This is a genomic window from Paenibacillus macerans (assembly GCF_900454495.1).
Classification (GTDB): Bacteria; Bacillota; Bacilli; order Paenibacillales; family Paenibacillaceae; genus Fontibacillus; species Fontibacillus macerans.
On record NZ_UGSI01000002.1, the window covers coordinates 1,642,919 to 1,660,729 of the forward strand.

Below are 17,811 nucleotides of genomic sequence, written 5' to 3' on the forward strand. Positions count from 1 at the left end.
TTTCAGGGAGTTTCGACGAAATTCGCCTGCACTTTTGCATTTCATGGTGGGATACCCCTTCCCTATATAGGAATGTGGCAGGAAGCCCTTCGACCCGTACAGGTAATAAAAGGGTTGTTTACTATATTTGCAGTTCTGATTAGTTATAATATGCGACTTGTAGTCAGACAGCCCTCTCCATCACGATTTTAAAGACTTATTCGGCTTCTTCGGCTTCGCCGTTTAGCAGCCGCCCTTTCACCCAAACCCGCTGCAGCTCCAGATCGCCGCTTACAAGCAGCAGGTCGGCTTGTTTTCCGGTTTCCACCGCGCCGGTCAAATGATCGATCCGGATCAGCTTGGCCGGGTTGCCGCTGGCCAGTTCGGAGGCACGCTCCACGGACAAGCCAACTTCCTGCACCAGATAACGGAAGCCGCGGATCATTGTCAGCGTGCTGCCGGCCAATGTGCCTTCGCTATCTTTGAGGGTGCAAACCCGGTCCTTCACAACGACCGGCAGATCGCCGAGCATATATTCGCCGTCCCCAAGACCGGCTGCCGACATCGCGTCCGTGATCAGCATCAGGTTGCTGCCGGTTTTCACGCTGGCGAGCAGCCGGATTGCGGCGGGGTGCACATGGATGCCGTCGGCGATAATTTCCGCGCTGATGCCGGGCGTGCTTAAAATCGTGCCGGCGGTGCCGGGCTTCCGGTGATGGAGCGGCGTCATGGCGTTGAACATATGCACGGAGTGGTTTAGCCCGACTTCATACGCGGCCATCATTTGCTCGTAGGTTGCGTCCGTATGTCCGGCGGCCGCCACGATGCCCCGCTTGCGCAAATAGCGGATCAGCTCGTGCGAGCCTTCCCGTTCCGGCGCGAACGTCACCTGTTTGATCAGCCCGGGATAGCGCGTATCCCATGCTTCGATCCATTCCCGGTTCGGCGGCACGATATGCTCCGGATTTTGCGCTCCAGGCCATTTCGGGCTGATAAACGGCCCTTCCAAATGGACGCCGACGAGTTGGGCATAAGGCATATCGCCCTGCATATATTGATGCACTTCCTCGAGTACGTGTTCGATTACGTGCTTCGGCATCGTCATCGTGGTGGCCAGCATCGAGGTCGTGCCCTGGCTGCAATGAAGCTTCGTAATCGCATCAAAGCCGCGCTGGCTGGGTGCGGAGAAATCCTCGAGCATGCCGCCGTGCACATGAACATCGATAAAACCGGGCAGCACGTAATGGCCGCTTGCGTCGATCGTTTCACATTCGGCCGGGAGCGAAAGCGGCGCGCCGGATGCGGAGCCGACATAAACGATGAGTCCGTTCTCTACGGCAACCGCTCCGTCGTGAATGATTCCCCGGGGCGTAACGACTTCGGCATGGGTCAGGATAAAATTCCGGCCGCTCATTATAGCCACTTCCCTGCAGCTTGATCTACGACGACAACGACATTGGAGTGGGTTTGCAGGAACGTAGCCGGGCATTTCGTCGTAATCGGTCCTTTCAGCGCCCGGGCGATCACTTCCGCTTTGTCTTCGCCTTTGGCCATCAGCAAAATTTGCTTGGCATGCAAAATGGAGCCGATCCCCATCGTGATCGCGTGCGTCGGCACCTCTTCGATGGAGTTGAAAAAACGCGCATTGGCCAGGCGGGTCCGTTCATCTAGCTTGACGATATGCGGCGGTCCCTGCAGCTCCTCGCCCGGTTCATTGAAGCCGATATGACCGTTGTGGCCCAGACCGAGCAGCTGCAAATCGATCTGGCCGGCTTCATCCAGCAGACGCGAGTAATCTTCGGCCGCTTTTTGCGGATCGGCTTCCACGCCGGATGGAACATGGGTGTTTTCGGGCAAAATATCGATATGGTTAAACAGCTTCTCGTCCATGAACCGGCGGTAGCTTTCCGGATGATCGGCCGGAAGGCCGATGTATTCGTCGAGATTGTAGGTCGTGGCCTGCTTGAAGCTTACGCTGCCCTTCCGGTAAAGCTCGATCAATTTCCCGTAAACGCCGACCGGCGTGCTACCGGTCGCCAGGCCGAGAATCGCCCGCGGATTGGATTGCAGCAGGCTGGCGATAATGCCTGCGCCGGTTTCGTTAAAATGGTCCTCGCTGCTTGTTTTGATGATGTTCAGCATAAGTTTTGCCCTCCTTGTGTTTTGCGGTAAATCTGCACGTTTTGATATGAACTTTCCAGCTTGGGAATATAGTCTTCAAACTCCAGGCTAACCATTCCCGTAAATAAAATATCGATGACATGAAGTTGGGCGATCCGCGATGCCATGTCGCCCCGGCGCATTCCTTCCTCCAAGGAGGAAGAAAATAACGCGATGTCCGCCAAAGACGCCAGGCGGTTTTGCCCGTATTGCGTCAAGGAGAGCGTCACCGCCCCGCTGTCTTTGGCGCAGCGCAGCGCATCGATCGTCTCCGGCGTTTCCCCGGAATAGGAAATCGCCAGCGCGGCATCGCCCGCTCCCAGCGAAGACGCGGAGGTGATCTGCATATGGGAATCGGCGAAAGCGGTGCAGTTTTTGCCGATGCGGATCAGTTTTTGATAGAAGTCCTGAGCCACCACCGATGAGGTGGCCACGCCGTACAAATCGATGCGCTTGGCCCCGCACAACGCCTTTACCGCCTGAGCCAGCTGGTTCATGTCCAGCAAGCGGGTGGTGTCGGTAATGGAGGCGAGGTGGTTCGCTTCCATGGCCTCGACGATTTTTTGCAGGTCATTGCCGGCAATAATGTCCTGATATTGCGTGTCCGCCGGTTTATGCGCCAGCTCTCCGGCCAGCTTCATCTTAAAATCGGGGAACCCTTTAAAATGAAACGTCTTGCAAAAACGCGTTATGGTCGAAGGGCTGACTCCGCACGTATTGGCCAATTCCGTAATGCCCAAATGAAGAACGGCCGCCGGCGATTCCAGAATATATTCCCCGAGTTTGCGCTCCTGCGGCGGCAGCGTGTCCAAATGGCTGGAGAGTGCGTGCAGTATTGGCGTCAAAAAGACCCCCTCCTGTAGATAGTGTGAAAATTATTTTTAAATATCATACATAATACATGAAAATCATTTCGATTCCATCATAATGGATTCTTCACCGGTTTTCAAGGCCGTTTGTTGACGAAAGCTGGAGAGTTTCCTTGAATTCTGCCTGGCCGCATAATACACTTAAATTAGGTTGGACCCTGTGGGGGGAGGAAGGAATCCTGTGTCAAAAGATGATCTCGACACGTACATCGAGCGTATCGAAGCCGCTTGGTCGAGCACGTTCCGCAAAATGAAAAGCGAGCTGATGCATCATCAGGAGCTGGGGCTGACCGGACCGCAATTTCACATGCTGGCGCTGATCGACCGGCAAAAGACGTGCAACGTCAGCTATTTGGCGGACAAGCTCGAGGTGAAGCCCAGCGCCATTACGGTGATGATCGACCGGCTCGTGCAAAACGGATATGTCGAACGCCGGCATGACGAAAAAGACCGGAGGTCGGTTCTGCTGTCGGTGACAACGCGGGGCGCCGAGGTATGCGAAGAAGCCCGGAAGAGGTCCCGGGAGGTGCTGAAAGCCCATTTGTCCGTATTGGACCGGCATGAGCTGGACGTGCTGGTGGGGATTCTGGAGAAATTCAGCAAGAACAAAAGGCAAGTAAGGGAGTAAGAAGAGGAGATGCAAAAGACCGCCGGAAGGTTGATCCGGCGGTCTTTTCGGTAAAGCAGGTGCGGCAGTTTCTTTCAATCGCAGGGAAAAACTGCCGCCAAAGCCCGGTCTGTTTCTCTTAAGGAGTGTGTTGGTAGACGTTTCTTTTATGTTTCTGCTTCTCCTGCTTCTCCCCGGCCAGCAAACGCCAAAGCACAAACAGCAGCAAAACGCTTTGCGGCAAAAACGTTTCCCAGGTCGGGTAGGCGCCGACCCATCCGGCGGCCGGCAGCCAGCTCCGGCTGTGCGCGGGGAGCACCCCCGCCACCTGCAGGGCGTGCAAACTTTCTCCCGTGAAGCGAATGACCAGGAAATAGATGAACAGGCTGGCCATCAGCATAAAAGGCTTGATCGGCAGCCTGACGCTAAACCGAATAAGCGCAAAGCCGAGCACCGCAAGCGCGGCCAACGCGCCAAGCATGCCGATCAGCAATTGGGACAGCTCGATGGAGGGGGCCATTCCGATATAAAAGACGGCGGTTTCCGCGCCTTCGCGCAAGATCGCCAGCCCCGACAAAACAAACAGCGACCACAAGCTTCCGCGCTCCATCGCGCCCCCGAATTGTTTGGCGATGTATTGGTTCCAGGCCTGCGCGCTGGATTTGCTGTGCAAAAAATGCCCGACCGCCAGCATCATGACGACGGCCGCCAGGCCGATGAACCCTTCCAGCAGTTCGCGCGCGCCTCCCGACACCGCCTGGGCGACGGCATAGGTAAGCACAACTGCCAACGCGGCGGACAACGCCAGGCCCGACCCGGCCCCCGCCCAAATAAACCGGCGTGCGGCCGGCTGGTTCGCCCGCTTCGCAAAAGCGAGGAGCGCGGCCAGCACAAGGATGGCCTCCAGCCCTTCCCGCAGCAGAACGAGCGCTGCGTCCCAGGCGGTATAGGAGGTTTTAGCGGCCAGAGGCTCCAGATCGCTCAGCATTTGGCTGATGATGTTCGCGGCGCGCATAAAATCGGGAGGGCTGGACAGCAGATAGCTTTGCGCTTCGGTCATACGGTTTTCCGTAGCCGTGTATGCCGCCGGCGAGGAAATCGAAACCTCGCCTTCAACGCGGGGCCACATGACGATGAAGGCCTGCATTTGCTCCGCCGCCCCCGCGGCATCGCCGGCAGCGGCCGCCTGGGCCGCCGCCTTAAGCAAAGCGATCGCATCCTTAAGGCCGGTTTGTCCGGCCGCGGGGAGGGCTGTGGCGGCCGAATCGTCCAGCTTGCCGCCGATATAGTTTTGCAGCAGATCCGCCAGCTTTTGCAATTCGCCAGCCGCCTGCTCCGTTTTCACAGGGTCTGCTTGCAGCGCGATGCGGACCAGGCTCATATGCGTCTCCACATCACTGTACACGCCGAAATGCCCGCTGCGGATCGGGCCCTCCATTTTGCTCCAGCCGTCCAAAATTTGCTTGAAGCGGCTTTGGGCTTCGTCGGGATTCCCGTTTTCCAGCGGCTTTAACGTGTTATTGACCATCTTCAGCAGCCGCCCGGCAGCTTCTTTTCCCATAGCGTCCGTTTCCGCCCGATCCCCGCCGCTTTGGATAAACTCGTTAACCTGCTTGGCTAACGTGGAGAGCCGGGTTTTGGCGTCGTCCGCGTCCTCGTTCCGGACCGCCTCCTTGGCTGCGGTCAACGCCTCGGAAACCGCCGCTGCCGCCTCGCCTGCCGGAGCGGAATCGATTTGTCCCCACGCTGCCTCGAACTTCTCCAGTTCGGCGGAAGCCTCGTCCCAATTGCCGCCGCCGGCTTCGACGAGGGCGCCGCCGACCAGCGGTAGCAGCGAATCTGATGCGGCGGACTTCGGCGTTTCGGCGGCGGCCCCGGCCCCGGACGCGAGGCAGGCGCAGACGGTTGCGAGCACCATAAGGCATACCGCGAGGCGCAGCGCACGGGAAGAAAGCCGGCGATCGCCCCGAAAACGTACCGGACTAGGCTGCGGCGCGTACGGTGTAATTGACATAAAACATGGCCCTCCTTTCCTAGATCAGCTGTTCCCCGATGTATCCGCCTTCGCGGATGCCGGGGAAGCAGGCGAATACGGCGCTGCCGATATGCAGGATATATTCGTTTAATTTATCGCTCTGCGCCAGCGTTTGCTGGATCGGGACGAATTGCTGCAGCAGGTTTCTTTGAAAGCTGATGAAAATAAGCCCGGCGTCGAGCTGCCCGGTTTTGGCGTCGATCCCCCCGGTGTAGGAGTACGACCGGCGCAATATTTTGATCTTCCCATCCATATGCGCCAGGCGCGTGTGGGAAGTCATCGGCAGGAGAGGTTGTCCGGAGGCGTCTTTGGCCGCAAGATCAAGCGGGGCGAATTCGTCGGCCGAGCCCAGCGGCGCACCTGTATCCCGGTACCGTCCGAAGGTTTGCTCCTGGTCGGCGAGCGACGAGCGGTCCCAGATCTCGATGCGCATCCGGATGCGGCGGACGGCCATATAACTGCCGCCTTCCATCCAGCCGGCACCGTCCCCGGGCTGCACCCAAACGGATTCGTTCATCGCCGCGGCATCCGAAGCGTCGGGATTGCCGGTCCCGTCCTTGAATCCCATCAGGTTGCGCGGCGTCCCACCGGACGGATCCACCGCGACCGTTCCCTGGAAGCCTTCCTGCATCCAGCGCAGCACGGCGGTGCCCCGCCCGATCCGGGCAAGGTTGCGAACGGCGTGGAACGCCACCTGCATATCGTCGGCGCACACCTGCACGGCCAAATCGCCGCCGCACCACTCCGGCTGCAGGGCGTCGCCGTTAAACGCCGGCAAGTCGGCGAAGGCGGCCGGGCGTTTAACGGCCAGGCCGAAGCGCCCGTCAAAAAAGGAAGGGCCGACGCCAAACGTCAGCGTTAGCCTGGATGGGGATAGGCCGGCCGCCTCGCCGGTGTCGGACGGGGGCAGGTTGAGCTTGTTGTTGCTGTCGCCGATCATCGCGCCTTTGGCCATCGCCGCCGCGGCTTTCGTCCAAGCCTGAAGCAGCTTGCGCACGTCGGCGGGTGAGCCGGTCGTCAGGTCGAAGGCGGCTAGGCAAAGGAAGTTTTGAGCCGGCGTGACGATGCCTGCCTGGCGGCTCCCGTAAAAAGGCACCCGGCCGCCCGCCGCCGCGGCTGACGATCCGCCTTTGCGGGCCAGCGCTTTTTGGGCCGCCATCACGCCGTACGCGCCGCCGCCTCCGAGCAGCAGGCCCAGTCCGCCCGCACCGGCCAGCTTCAACACATCGCGGCGGCTAAGCCGCTCGTTAAGCAGGCCGCCGCTTCCGGAGCCGCCGGCAGGATCGTCCGAGCTTTTTTGGGCGCCTTGCCGGACGTCTATTTTCAGGTCCGTTTTCTTCATCGTTCTAAACTCCCAAAAGCGTGCCCATGTTGGACAAAGGTTCGGCCAGGGCGTCTAGATTTTGGCTTAACTTGCGGACATCCTCTTCCTTGAGCTGATCGTAGTTCATATATCCTTTACCCTCTTTGAACTGGGCGAGCTCTTGCTCCAGGGCGGCAAACCGTTCGGCGATTTGCTTATCCAGTTCGGCGTCCTGCTTCGCCAGCTGCGGCGACAGCAGCTCGTAGATTTTTTTCGCGCCTTCCACGTTGGCGGCGAAATCGTACAAGTCGGTGCGGGAGTACCGCTCCTCTTCGCCCGTTACTTTGGATGTGGACACTTCGTTCAACAGTTCGACGGCTCCGGTAACGAGCAGGGGAGCCTGGATATCGACCGTCTCCACCAAAGCCCGCAGCTGTTTGGCGTCGCTGAGCAGGCGGTCGGCAAACTCCTTCTGCCCGTCCGTCGATCCGTCTTCCCACAGCGCTTTTTCGATACGGTGGAAGCCGCGCCATTCCGCGGCGTCGACATCACCGTCGCGCGCGTCAATGTTTGGATCGAGGTCGCCCAGCGCCTCGGCGATCGGCTCAATGCGTTCATAATGCATGCGGGCCGGCGCATACAGCGCTTTGGCCGTTTCGATGTCCCCGCCATTTACGGCTTCAACGAATTTACCCGTTTCGGTAACGAAAGCGTCGCATTCCTGAATGACGTATTCCCGGTATTGCCCGATGGCCGTTTGAAAATCCGGCTTGGCGGACTCCGCGCCGTTTCCGTTTGCGACGTTATGGCTGTCGGCGCCATTCCCGCCGGCCGCGCCGCCGCTCGCCGCACCGCCGCTCGCCGTCTGGGCAAGGCTGCCGTTTTCGGCTTGTTTTCCGTCCCCGCAGCCGGACAAAAGCAATGCCGCGGATAAGATCAAAGCGGTGGAAACCGTATAACGATAATTCATGATCAAAAATGCCCCCTTATCGGTTAACCTAAAGTTTCTTAGTCGAATGGCTATGAGAAAAAGCCATCAAAACTACGAATGATAATGATTATCACTTTCACCAACTAACATCTTAATCAGAAGCGATTTCGGCGTCAATAAAAATTTTAATTAAATGGGGCATCGCCGGTCTGGCGCGCTTCGGGCCGCCGGGTTATGATGTTATATACCATGTACCATGGCGTTCAAGTAGGGCATCGCCCATTTTGCCGCAGCACCGCACCATTACTACGGTTTCTTCATAAGATGTGTTGACTGTATCCCTTAACCTTGTTAAACCATAAAACCCGAGCAAGGAGGGGTGACGCATTATGAAGAGCAGCGATCGTAACAGCAAATTTCTGTTGACTCATCGTGAGCGGGAGGTTTTCGAGCTTCTCGTGCAGGATAAAACGACGCGCGACATCGCGGGGCAGCTGTTTATCAGCGAAAAAACCGTACGTAATCACATTTCGAATGTCATGCAAAAGTTGAATGTCAAAGGTCGTGCGCAGGCGGTTGTCGAGCTGATCAAGCTTGGGGAGCTAAAAATCTAACGGTATTCTATATGGCTGAACAGAAAACCGTAAACCTTCTTTTTCATTCCGTCTTTGAAGCGGGAGGGAGAGGAGGTTTTTTTGTTTTGTCGGGGGTGGCCGCTAGCCCTCCCTTTGAACCGACATATTGTCGCAAACAAAAAAGCCGTCCAGGTCCGGACAGCTTTTGTTGGATATTTGGCTTACAGCGACTTGAGGTAATGGACGATCGTCAGCAGCCCTTTGTCGAAGTTCTCCAGGTTGAAATGTTCGTTCGGGGCGTGCAGGTTTTCATCCGGCAGCCCAAAGCCCATCATGACGGCCGGGGCGGACAACACGCGCGACAGCGTTTCGACGATCGGAATCGAGCCGCCGTCTTTGGTGAACAAGGCGCGGGTCCCGTATACGGCGGCGTAGGCGTCTGCCGCTTTTTGCAGCATCGGGTCCGACGGATCGATCGAGAAGGCGCGGGCTTTTTCGGTAGCCTTGACGCTCAAGGTCGCGCCAGGCTGCAAATGCGCGCGCAGGTGGCGTTCGATCCGGTCAATCGTGGCCTGCGGGTCCTGATCTCCTACGAGCCGGCAGGTGATTTTGGCGTGGGCTTCCTTCGGCAGCACCGTTTTGGTGCCCTCTCCTTGGAATCCGCCCCACACCCCGTTCAGCTCCAGCGTCGGACGGGCGCCTGTCCGTTCCACGAAGGAATAGCCTTCTTCTCCGTACAGGGTCTCCAAGCCGAGGTCATGTTTCAACTTCTCTTCGTCAAACTGCTGCTTGGCGAATTCTTCCCGCAATTCCGGGGTCAGCTCGGGCACCCCTTCATAAAACCCTTCTACCGTAATGCGGCCTTTCTCGTCATGGAGAGAGGCGAGCAGAGAGGCCATCGCATGCAAGGCGTTTGGTACGCCGCCGCCAAATGTGCCGGAATGCAAATCGGTGTTGGCCGTATAAAGGGAAATCTCCAGTGCGCACAATCCGCGCAGGCCGATGCAGATCGCCGGTTTGCCCGGGGCCAAGAGCGCGGTATCGGAAATCAGAATGCAATCGGCCGCCAGCTTCTCCTGATTCGCTTCCAGGAAGGAAGGCAAGTTGGGGCTGGTGATCTCCTCTTCGCCTTCGATGCAAAACTTGATATTGACCGGCAGTTGCTGCTCCTGTTTGAGGAGCGCTTCCACCGCTTTGATGTGCATGAATACCTGCCCTTTGTCATCGGTGGCGCCCCGGGCGTACAGCTTGCCGTTCCGGATCGAAGGCTCGAACGGAGGCGTCTCCCACAGATTCAGCGGGTCTACCGGCTGGACGTCGTAATGCCCGTAGACCAGGATGGTCGGCTTGCCCGGAGCGTGCAAATGCTCGGCGTAAACTACCGGATGCCCGGCGGTCGGGTGGATTTCCACGCCTTCCATGCCGGCCCGGCGAAGCGCGTCGGCGATCCATTCGGCCGCTTTCAGCACATCGCCTTTATGTTCGGACAGCGCCGAAACACTGGGGATTTTCAGCAATTCCCCCAGCTCATTCAAATGTTGTTCTCGATGCTTGCTAAAGTAAGATTGGTAGTCCATCGTTTTTTGTTCCTCCCGAACTGGATTTACCAGTATATTCTACACCTTTTTCGCCAAGAACACGAATGACGGAAACAGGATTTTGGGGGGTTTTTGGCGGATAGCTTAAAAATAACTTAAAAATCGCTCTCTGTTTTTTTATCCTTATTTAAGGTATACCCCAACGATTTCTGTTAAAGTCAAGAATATGGTTAAAAAGTCTGCTATTTGAAGAAGGGAGTAAAGAACATATGGAAGACAAAGAGAAGAAGGAGCTGGAAGCGGCCGACGAGGCGGCGCCAAGGCCGGAGGACGAAACGGCGGAAACTGCAGAAACTGCAAAAACAGCGGATACAGCCGATAAGGCTGAAGGACAAGCCCGCGGCGCGGATGAACCGGCTGGGCAGCGTGAGCAAGAAGGCGAGGGCCAAACAACGGGCGGCGCCGTAGAGCTGACGAAAGCGGAATACGACCCGGCTCTCGGCTTGCAGCATACCGCCGAGGATGCCGGCGGGCGCGATGGCGGAGACGTTCCGGTGATGGAGGCCGAGGATTTTTCGGAGCAGGGAACGCCAGTGCAGACGTCAAATGGGGGCAAGCTTTGGCCGATCGTTTCGCTGGTGCTGGCCGTTTTGCTCGTCGTCGTACTGATCAAGCCACCGTTCGCGGCGAAAAAAGCCGAAGCGGTCGCTACGGTCAACGGCGTAGAAATTACGAAAGACCAATTGTATAACAAAATGGCGGCGCAAGGCGGCGAGCAGGTGCTTTCCGGCATGATCGACCAGGAACTGATCGACCAGGAAGCCAAGAAACAGAATATTACGATCACCGACGCCGATATCGACGCGGAAATCAAAGATACCTATATCGCTCAGTTCGGTTCCGAGGAAGCGCTGAAACAGGCGCTCGTTCAATACGGGATGACGATGGACAATTTGCGGAGCGAGATTGCCAATCAGCTGAAGCTGACCAAACTGCTCGAGCCGCAAGTGAAAGTCACCGACGACCAAATCAAGCAGATGTTTGAGACATATAAAGAATCCTTCAATACTCCGGAGCAGGTTCGGGCATCGATCATTCTTGTGAAAACGGAAGACGAAGCGAAGAACATCATCAAACAGTTGAATGGAGGCGCGGACTTCGCGGAACTGGCGAAGAGCAAATCGCTGGATACGGCGACGAAGGACAAAGGCGGGGATATCGACTTCTTTGCCCGCGGGCAGCAAGAAACGGCCATCGAGGATGCGGCTTTTAAGCTGGCCAAGGGCGAAATCAGCGATCCGGTGAAAACAAGCGGGGGTTATCAGGTTATCAAGGTAACCGACCGCAAGGAAGCGCACACGGCTACGTTGGCAGAGGAGAAGGAAAAAATCCGCAAAATGCTGGTAAGCCAGCAGGTTTCGCAAATGTCGGACGCCTGGCTGCAAAACCTTCACAGCAAATCGAAGATTACGAATACGCTCACGGACGCGAACGGCGCCGCTGCAGCGCAATAATATGAAAATGTCGCAAGTTTGTTGGATGGAGCCGCCGAAGCAATAACGTTTCGGCGGTTTTTTTCGAGTATAATAAGGATAGAGCAATGCAGTATCGGCTGGTGCTGTATGGGAGGCAAAAGACATGTCGGATTGGTATGAACGGAGCTTCGGGGAAGATTATCTGCTCGTCTACAAGCATCGGGATCAGTGGGGAGCCCGGCGCGAGGCGGAAAAGCTGATCTTTTGGCTGAACCTGCCGCCCGGCGCTAAAGTGCTTGATTTATGCTGCGGCATGGGGCGGCATTCCCTCGTCTTCGCGGAGGCGGGTTATGAGGTCACCGGGGTCGATTTGTCGGAGGTGCTGCTGCGGGAGGCGAAGCGGAACGATGCCAAGCGGATCGTGCGCTGGGTGCGGGCCGATATGCGGAACCTGCCGCTCGCGGGAGGTTTTGACGCCGTCTTGAACTTATTTACTTCCTTCGGTTATTTTCACGACGATCATGAACATATCCAGGTGCTGCGGGAGGTGGCGCGGATGTTGAAGCCCGGGGGCCGCTTTGTCATCGATTATTTGAACCCGGCTTATACGGCGGTGCATCTCGTGCCCCGGTCCGAACGAATGGACGAGGGTCAGCTCATCACCGAACGCCGCGTCATCGAAGACGGTTATGTCAAAAAGCACATCACGATTACAAAGGAGAATGGCCCGGGAGCGGGAGCGGACGGAGCCTGGGCAAGGGAATACATGGAACGGATCAAACTGTACTCGAAAGAGGAATTTGCCGTTATGCTGGAAGAGGCCGGACTGGTTTTGGAGCAAATCCATGGGGATTATGGCGAAGACGGCTATGACCCCGAAACGTCGCCTCGGATGATTTTGGCGGGTAGCCGCCCATGAAGACGATGCTTGCGATTCAAACCTGGGACAAAGAAGGCGTTATCCGGGTACCCTTGCCGATGGCTCCTCCGCTGCGCTGGGTGAACAGCTATATGCTGCGCGGTCCGGAGGGGATCACAATCATCGATCCGGGGCCGAGGACCGCCGAGACCGAGCGGGAATGGTTGCTCGCCCTGCGCCAGCTTGACATCGCTCCGGGCGATGTGGCGCAAATCATGGTGACCCATCACCATCCCGACCATTACGGACTGGCGGGATATTTGCAGTCTATAACCGGGGCGGCCGTCCGCATGTCCCGGCGCGCTTACGAAGAGACACAGCTGATGTGGGGGAAGGACAGCGTCATGAACGAGGAATTGCCCCGCCTATTCCGGCGCCACGGCATGCCGCCTGTTTGGAGCGGCCAGTTGCCGCCGCATCTCCGGAGCTTTTTTTCGCAGGTGACCCCGGCGCCCGAGGTTGACTTTATCCGGGAAGGGGAGGCGGTGGTGATGGGCGGGCGATGCTGGCTGCCGCTCGAAAGCGCGGGACATGCCCCGGGGCATTTGTCCTTCTATGACCCTGAGCGCAAGCTGATGTTTTGCGGCGACGCCGTACTGCCGCAAATTTCCCCCAATATCAGCTTTTTGCCCGGCAGCGACCCGCAGCCGCTGCAATCGTTCCTCACATCACTCGAACGGTTTGCGAGCTATGAGGTGAGGATCGCTTTTCCGGGGCATCGCCATCCGTTCGAGCATTTCCCTGAACGCGTCCACATGCTGCTGGAGCATCACGAGGAGCGGCTGGCGCGGATCGAAGGGCTGCTGCGGCCGCGGCCGCAGACCGGGTTCGAGGTTTGCGCCGCGCTGTTCGGCACCGACCTTGGCATCCACCAAATGCGCTTTGCCATGGCCGAAACGCTGGCCCATCTGGTCGAACTGGTACGCCGCGGGCGTGCCAGGGAGCGGTTGACAAGCGGGGAAGCCGCGGTGGAATTTCATCTTACGATGCGATAAACATACAAAAAGCGGCCTATGGCCGTTTTTTAATTTAATTTATAACTCAACTTTCGTAGATCAACACTTGTTGTCCGGAGACTTTGCACAATTATCCCTTTTAATCAGGCAGCAGAGAGAAAGACAAGCTTGGGAGAAGAAAATACTTAGTGGAGTAGCAGATAGGTTCGAGATAATTTAAACGGGCTTAGGAAAGGAATCAGGTTTAGGGAAGATGAAACAGACAGGACAAGAGATCAAAACAAGAGATCAAGGACCCATTAAGTTGATCTGCATCAAACTCCCTCCCCATCGTTTCAGCGTCTCGATCAAGCCGCAGCCGCAAGGGGCTGGTTCGGTTGGCGCGCGATCAGCCGGCGGTAAGGAATCGCCGGTATCGCCACACACATGCGCAGCAACTTCTGCCGCATCGTTTCTGCCGCTCCGGGCCGTCCTCCTTGCAGGCGCAACCGGCGGCGTCCGGTGTATTCGTTTAGGTACGCCTGCAGATGCTTCAGCCCCAAGGCTCCATACGTACTCTTCAGCGATTCCCACGCCTCTCTCACCACTCTCCGCAAGGGCGCATACAGCCGAAAGGCCTGAGGGAACAACTGCACCTCCGATGTACAGACATCCACATGCCCATTGATAAACGTGTTTAGATCGTGACGGTTTGCCCTTTTTTCGCCTCCCCGCTTATGCGGTACCAGGCGGATTTTGACCCGCTCCGGCTCGCCCGAATCCTTGACCGTGCAGCCCGCTACGACCGCCGAGGCGTACGGATGCGAAACCTGACACCGGGACGGATTACGCCCATACTGATCGCTGTTCACCTTCACGTCTCCGGAGAGCAGCTCCCGGGCATCAAACTCCCCCACGGCATGACGTATTTTGTGCAGCATCGACCAGGCGGTTTTGTAGGCGACCCGGATCACCTTGCTCAGCCGCAGCGCCGAGATGCCGCCCTCCAGCAGGAATAAATCCAGGGCCTCGAACCACTTGAGCAAGGGCAGATGCGTTCCTTCAAAAATCGTGCCGACCAAAGGCGATGTTTGATGCTTGCACTTTCCGCACTCGAACAAGGGGATATGCCGGGAGGTCAGACGGCTGCACCGGGTATGAGCGCATCGCGGGCAGACGAAGCCGCTTGGCCACTTCATCGCGATTAGCGCCTCCATGCAGTCCTGTTCGCTGTTAAAACGGCTGCTGAATGGCTGAAGTTCCGTTCCCGTATTGACTTCCATATTCGCTCGCCTCCGAATTAAAAATATACGAACATAGGTTCCATTTATTTCATTATACCAAACGTATGTTCCCTTATCAAGCCGAAAATCTCACCTGAACCGCCTCATTTTTTCCTCATCTTTTTTGTTTTTTTCTTCTCACTTTTTTTGGAACCCTTGTTCTAGCCTCCGTCCCCTGTTCCCTGAAAGAAAGGGATAATCGTGCAAAGGTAGGCAGCAGGCAGCAGGCAGCAGGTAGGAACATTAAGACACGAACCCGGTAAAGTCCAACGCACGTTCCTTATAGCGGCTTGTTTTATTTGCTATGCGACGAAGTTGGCGCACTCGATTGGCTGGTTGCCTTACAACAGTTGCTTGATTGATCAACGAAGCAGCCCCAAAAGCCGGGAAGACACTGTTTGCCTCCGATTCAGCGTCAACTCCGGCAATGGATTGCGGCGGCTTTTTTCAACTACATAAGGCTCGCGAATTCTCCGCATCAACGCTCGTCATCAAGCGTGTCCTCGCCGTGCTCCCGTTCGGCCTGCTTGCGGTGGGCGATCCGGCTGCTGGCTGAAGCGGCGATGGCGCCGACGATGTCGTCCAGAAATGTGTTTATCGGCCCGAGGGTTTTATCGTTCAGCTTTTCCAAAATGCCCGGCTTCAGCTTGTCCACATAACCGTAATTGGTAAATCCGATGCTGCCGTATACGTTAACGATCGAAAAAGCCAAAATTTCATCGACGCCGTACAAACTTTCGTCGTTCGCGATCATCTCCTGAAGTTCGGGGATAAGCAGCCCCTGTTCCGCCAGGACATCAAGCTGAATGCCGGTTAATACCGCGTTTTGCACTTCCCTTTTGGTCAGCACCTGCTCCACGTTGTGTACGCATTCTTCCATCGTCAGGTTCGGATAATATTTCTGCTGCAGGAACATCACGAGTTCCGCGATTTGTTCGGTCGTAACGCCCCGTTTGTGCAGCCATGCCTTGGTGGCGTCGGCGACTTTTTTGCTGTTCAGGCTATAAGGCGCTTTTTGTTTTGGTTGTTCCATCCCCATATAATATCCCTCGCTATCTGGTTCTTCTTGGCACAGATATGAAGCAGTTTGTCCACTTCCCGGAAAAATATAGTTATTTTTCAAAGAAGGGCTCGTATATATAGTAATACAAACCTAAGAAAAATGTTAGGGAGGAGCCAATAAGACGATGAATAGGAACCGCCGTTTTCGGAACACGGCCGCCGTCAGCGTATTAGCGTTCCCGCTGCTGCTGTCGGGATGCAGTCTGTTCGGAGCCAGCTCATCCGCACAAATCGATCCGCCGCCCGCGGACGTGGAGGCGCAAATGCTGGAGTCGATCGGCGCCGAGAAGGCAAGCTCGGAGCAGACAAGCTTCATGACGGAGAAGGAGCTTTCGACGGTTTATTTGGAGAACGAGCACGGCCTGATTGCCCCGGTGGCGCTGCATTTGCCGGAAGGCGACGCATCCTTGAGACTGAACCGGATGCTGGAAACGATCGTACAGGAAGGGCCGTACGACAGCCTGATTCCGGCTGGTTTTGCCGGGGTGCTTCCGGCGGGGACCGAGGTCAAAGCCGTGACCGTCAAGCAAGACGAAAAGCTGGCTGTCGTCGAATTCAACGGGGCGTTTGCCGATTATGCGAAGGAGGATGAACGGAAAATCCTCGAAGCTTTGACCTGGACGTTAACCGAAACTCCCGGCGTCGAGAAGGTCCAGCTCTGGGTGGACGGGGAAAAGCTGAACGAAATGCCGGTCGGCGGCACACCGCTGGATCGCCCGCTCAGCCGCAGCATCGGCATCAATTTGCAGCTGAACGACGGCTCCAGCTTGTCGCAATCGAGCCCGGTGGTCGTGTATTTTTCCGCGGCGACGCCGGACGGGGTGCAGTATTTTGTGCCGGTCACACGTTTTGTTCCCGCCGGGAACGACCCGGTGAAGGCGGCGCTTGGCGAACTGCTCCAAGGTCCGCAGCGGGGCGATGGCCTGGAAAGAGTCGTGACGGACAATACCAAACTGGAAAGCGTGGAAAAATCCCAGGATGGAGTCGTGACGATATCGCTGCAGGACGATATGTTTGAAGCCGGCGAGAAGCTTCCGGCGCAGATGATGCAGTCGCTCGTGCTGACCGTGGCGCAAAACGCCGAGGACAGCAAAGTGCGCATTTGGGTCAACGGGCAAAAGGAAGTCGTTGGCATGGACAACCAAAAATACAGCGAACCCGTCATGCGGCCCGAAACGATTAACGCCATTCCGCTGTAGACTCCAGCCTGATTTGAGGATGAAAACATGAACGAAAAACCCTGCGGCGCAGGGTTTTTTTATATGGCGAAAGGCATGCGCGGACCACGTCCGGAGGAATGGAATGATGCTTTTATGACCACACTTTGGTAGAATAGGAAAAGCATATGGACAGCAAGAAAATGTAGGAGGCCATCAGAATGAGAAGTAACGGACGTGAAGCGAACGAGCGCCGCCCGATGAAGTTGACCGTAAACGTCAACAAATATGCGGAGGGCTCCGTATATATTGAGGTCGGCGACACGAAAGTGATGTGTACGGCGACCGTGGAAGAGAAAGTGCCGATGTTTATGAAGGGGCAAGGCAAAGGCTGGGTGACGGCCGAATATTCGATGCTCCCCCGGGCGACCCAGACCCGGAATCAGCGTGAATCGGCAAGGGGAAAGCTGAGCGGACGGACGATGGAGATCCAGCGCCTGATCGGGCGCTCGCTCCGTTCAGTTGTCGATTTGCAGGCGCTGGGCGAGCGCTCCGTCACGATTGACTGCGACGTGATTCAGGCGGACGGAGGGACGCGGACGACGTCGATTACCGGGGCTTTCGTAGCGATGGCGCTGGCGATGCACAAGATCGTCCAAAAGCATGCGCTGCCGGTCTTTCCGATCACCGACTATATCGCTTCCGTCAGCGTAGGCATCGTCGGGCAGGAGACGCTTCTTGACCTGAATTATGACGAGGATTCCAAGGCGATGGTCGACATGAACGTCGTAATGACGGGCCGCGGCCAATTTGTCGAGGTGCAGGGGACCGGGGAAGAAAACCCGTTCTCCCGGGAGGACCTGGACCGGATGCTGGCGCTGGCCGAAAAAGGAATCCGGGAGATGATCGAGCAGCAGCGCGAAGCGCTTGGCCCCGTCGCCCTGCACATTCAAAGCGGCCAGCCTGGATCGGCGGTGTAAACG

The 17,811-nt window shown here is 56.9% G+C and carries 16 protein-coding genes and 1 pseudogene; 8 read left to right on the forward strand and 9 right to left on the reverse strand.

Going from position 1 to position 17,811, the window contains the following annotated elements; translation table 11 throughout:
* Positions 1–196 precede the first annotated feature (196 nt).
* The 3 genes from nagA to DYE26_RS30610 are packed head-to-tail and all read right to left on the reverse strand — an operon-like array spanning position 197 to position 2,984.
* Entirely contained in the window at positions 197–1,393 is a 1,197-nt protein-coding gene (nagA, locus tag DYE26_RS30600; RefSeq protein WP_036620384.1) for an N-acetylglucosamine-6-phosphate deacetylase, read from the reverse strand.
* A complete protein-coding gene (gene nagB, locus DYE26_RS30605; RefSeq protein ID WP_036620386.1) occupies positions 1,393–2,121 on the reverse strand; it encodes a glucosamine-6-phosphate deaminase in 729 nt (242 codons plus the stop codon). The genes nagA and nagB overlap by 1 nt, the downstream gene beginning before the upstream one ends.
* On the reverse strand, positions 2,115–2,984 hold the full coding sequence (locus DYE26_RS30610; protein ID WP_036620389.1) for a MurR/RpiR family transcriptional regulator: 870 nt from the start codon (positions 2,982–2,984) through the stop codon (positions 2,115–2,117). Before DYE26_RS30610 ends, nagB begins: the two co-directional genes overlap by 7 nt.
* Positions 2,985–3,189: 205 nt before the next feature.
* Here DYE26_RS30610 and DYE26_RS30615 point away from each other — a divergent pair, with 205 nt between their 5' ends.
* Positions 3,190–3,636, forward strand: a complete 447-nt coding sequence (locus DYE26_RS30615; protein WP_036620390.1) for a MarR family winged helix-turn-helix transcriptional regulator — start codon at positions 3,190–3,192, stop codon at positions 3,634–3,636.
* Between the two features lie 118 nt (positions 3,637–3,754).
* On the opposite strand, the gene DYE26_RS30620 is transcribed toward DYE26_RS30615, so the two are convergent.
* The 3 genes from DYE26_RS30620 to efeO are packed head-to-tail and all read right to left on the reverse strand — an operon-like array spanning position 3,755 to position 7,923.
* Entirely contained in the window at positions 3,755–5,629 is a 1,875-nt protein-coding gene (locus DYE26_RS30620) for an FTR1 family protein (protein ID WP_240534104.1), read from the reverse strand.
* A 19-nt stretch (positions 5,630–5,648) separates the two neighbouring features.
* The gene (gene efeB, locus DYE26_RS30625) at positions 5,649–6,992 is read right to left on the reverse strand and encodes an iron uptake transporter deferrochelatase/peroxidase subunit (RefSeq protein ID WP_082207698.1); all 1,344 of its coding nucleotides are present in this window, start codon (positions 6,990–6,992) and stop codon (positions 5,649–5,651) included.
* Between the two features lie 4 nt (positions 6,993–6,996).
* Positions 6,997–7,923: an iron uptake system protein EfeO gene (gene efeO, locus DYE26_RS30630; protein WP_036620393.1), complete on the reverse strand. Its 927-nt coding sequence runs from the start codon at positions 7,921–7,923 to the stop codon at positions 6,997–6,999.
* 350 nt (positions 7,924–8,273) lie between these two features.
* Between efeO and DYE26_RS30635 the strand changes: the two genes are divergently transcribed.
* The gene (locus tag DYE26_RS30635; RefSeq protein ID WP_009225122.1) at positions 8,274–8,498 is read left to right on the forward strand and encodes a helix-turn-helix domain-containing protein; all 225 of its coding nucleotides are present in this window, start codon (positions 8,274–8,276) and stop codon (positions 8,496–8,498) included.
* A 182-nt stretch (positions 8,499–8,680) separates the two neighbouring features.
* On the opposite strand, the gene DYE26_RS30640 is transcribed toward DYE26_RS30635, so the two are convergent.
* On the reverse strand, positions 8,681–10,036 hold the full coding sequence (locus DYE26_RS30640) for a dipeptidase (protein ID WP_036620395.1): 1,356 nt from the start codon (positions 10,034–10,036) through the stop codon (positions 8,681–8,683).
* A gap of 230 nt (positions 10,037–10,266) precedes the next feature.
* Between DYE26_RS30640 and DYE26_RS30645 the strand changes: the two genes are divergently transcribed.
* The 3 genes from DYE26_RS30645 to DYE26_RS30655 all read left to right on the forward strand — a co-directional run bounded on the left by DYE26_RS30645 (position 10,267) and on the right by DYE26_RS30655 (position 13,386).
* Positions 10,267–11,511 carry a peptidyl-prolyl cis-trans isomerase gene (locus tag DYE26_RS30645; RefSeq protein ID WP_036620397.1) on the forward strand — a complete coding sequence of 415 codons (1,245 nt, stop codon included), beginning with the start codon at positions 10,267–10,269 and terminating at the stop codon, positions 11,509–11,511.
* Positions 11,512–11,635: 124 nt separating this feature from the next.
* A complete protein-coding gene (locus tag DYE26_RS30650) occupies positions 11,636–12,391 on the forward strand; it encodes a class I SAM-dependent methyltransferase (RefSeq protein ID WP_036620398.1) in 756 nt (251 codons plus the stop codon).
* Positions 12,388–13,386, forward strand: coding sequence for an MBL fold metallo-hydrolase (locus tag DYE26_RS30655; protein ID WP_051985312.1), 999 nt, complete (start codon positions 12,388–12,390; stop codon positions 13,384–13,386). The genes DYE26_RS30650 and DYE26_RS30655 overlap by 4 nt, the downstream gene beginning before the upstream one ends.
* A gap of 308 nt (positions 13,387–13,694) precedes the next feature.
* On the opposite strand, the gene DYE26_RS30660 is transcribed toward DYE26_RS30655, so the two are convergent.
* Positions 13,695–14,609: a transposase gene (locus DYE26_RS30660; protein WP_115311358.1), complete on the reverse strand. Its 915-nt coding sequence runs from the start codon at positions 14,607–14,609 to the stop codon at positions 13,695–13,697.
* Between the two features lie 281 nt (positions 14,610–14,890).
* Between DYE26_RS30660 and DYE26_RS35040 the strand changes: the two are divergent.
* Positions 14,891–15,070, forward strand: a pseudogene (locus tag DYE26_RS35040) (IS4 family transposase); the annotation flags it as partial.
* A gap of 17 nt (positions 15,071–15,087) precedes the next feature.
* Here the strand turns inward: DYE26_RS35040 and DYE26_RS30665 are convergent.
* The gene (locus tag DYE26_RS30665) at positions 15,088–15,648 is read right to left on the reverse strand and encodes a phosphatidylglycerophosphatase A family protein (protein WP_172531736.1); all 561 of its coding nucleotides are present in this window, start codon (positions 15,646–15,648) and stop codon (positions 15,088–15,090) included.
* A gap of 148 nt (positions 15,649–15,796) precedes the next feature.
* On the opposite strand from DYE26_RS30665, the gene DYE26_RS30670 reads away from it, so the two are divergent.
* Together DYE26_RS30670 and rph are read left to right on the forward strand one after the other, a co-directional pair.
* On the forward strand, positions 15,797–16,870 hold the full coding sequence (locus DYE26_RS30670) for a GerMN domain-containing protein (RefSeq protein WP_036620403.1): 1,074 nt from the start codon (positions 15,797–15,799) through the stop codon (positions 16,868–16,870).
* 179 nt (positions 16,871–17,049) lie between these two features.
* Positions 17,050–17,808 carry a ribonuclease PH gene (gene rph / locus DYE26_RS30675; RefSeq protein ID WP_036620405.1) on the forward strand — a complete coding sequence of 253 codons (759 nt, stop codon included), beginning with the start codon at positions 17,050–17,052 and terminating at the stop codon, positions 17,806–17,808.
* Positions 17,809–17,811: the final 3 nt, after the last annotated feature.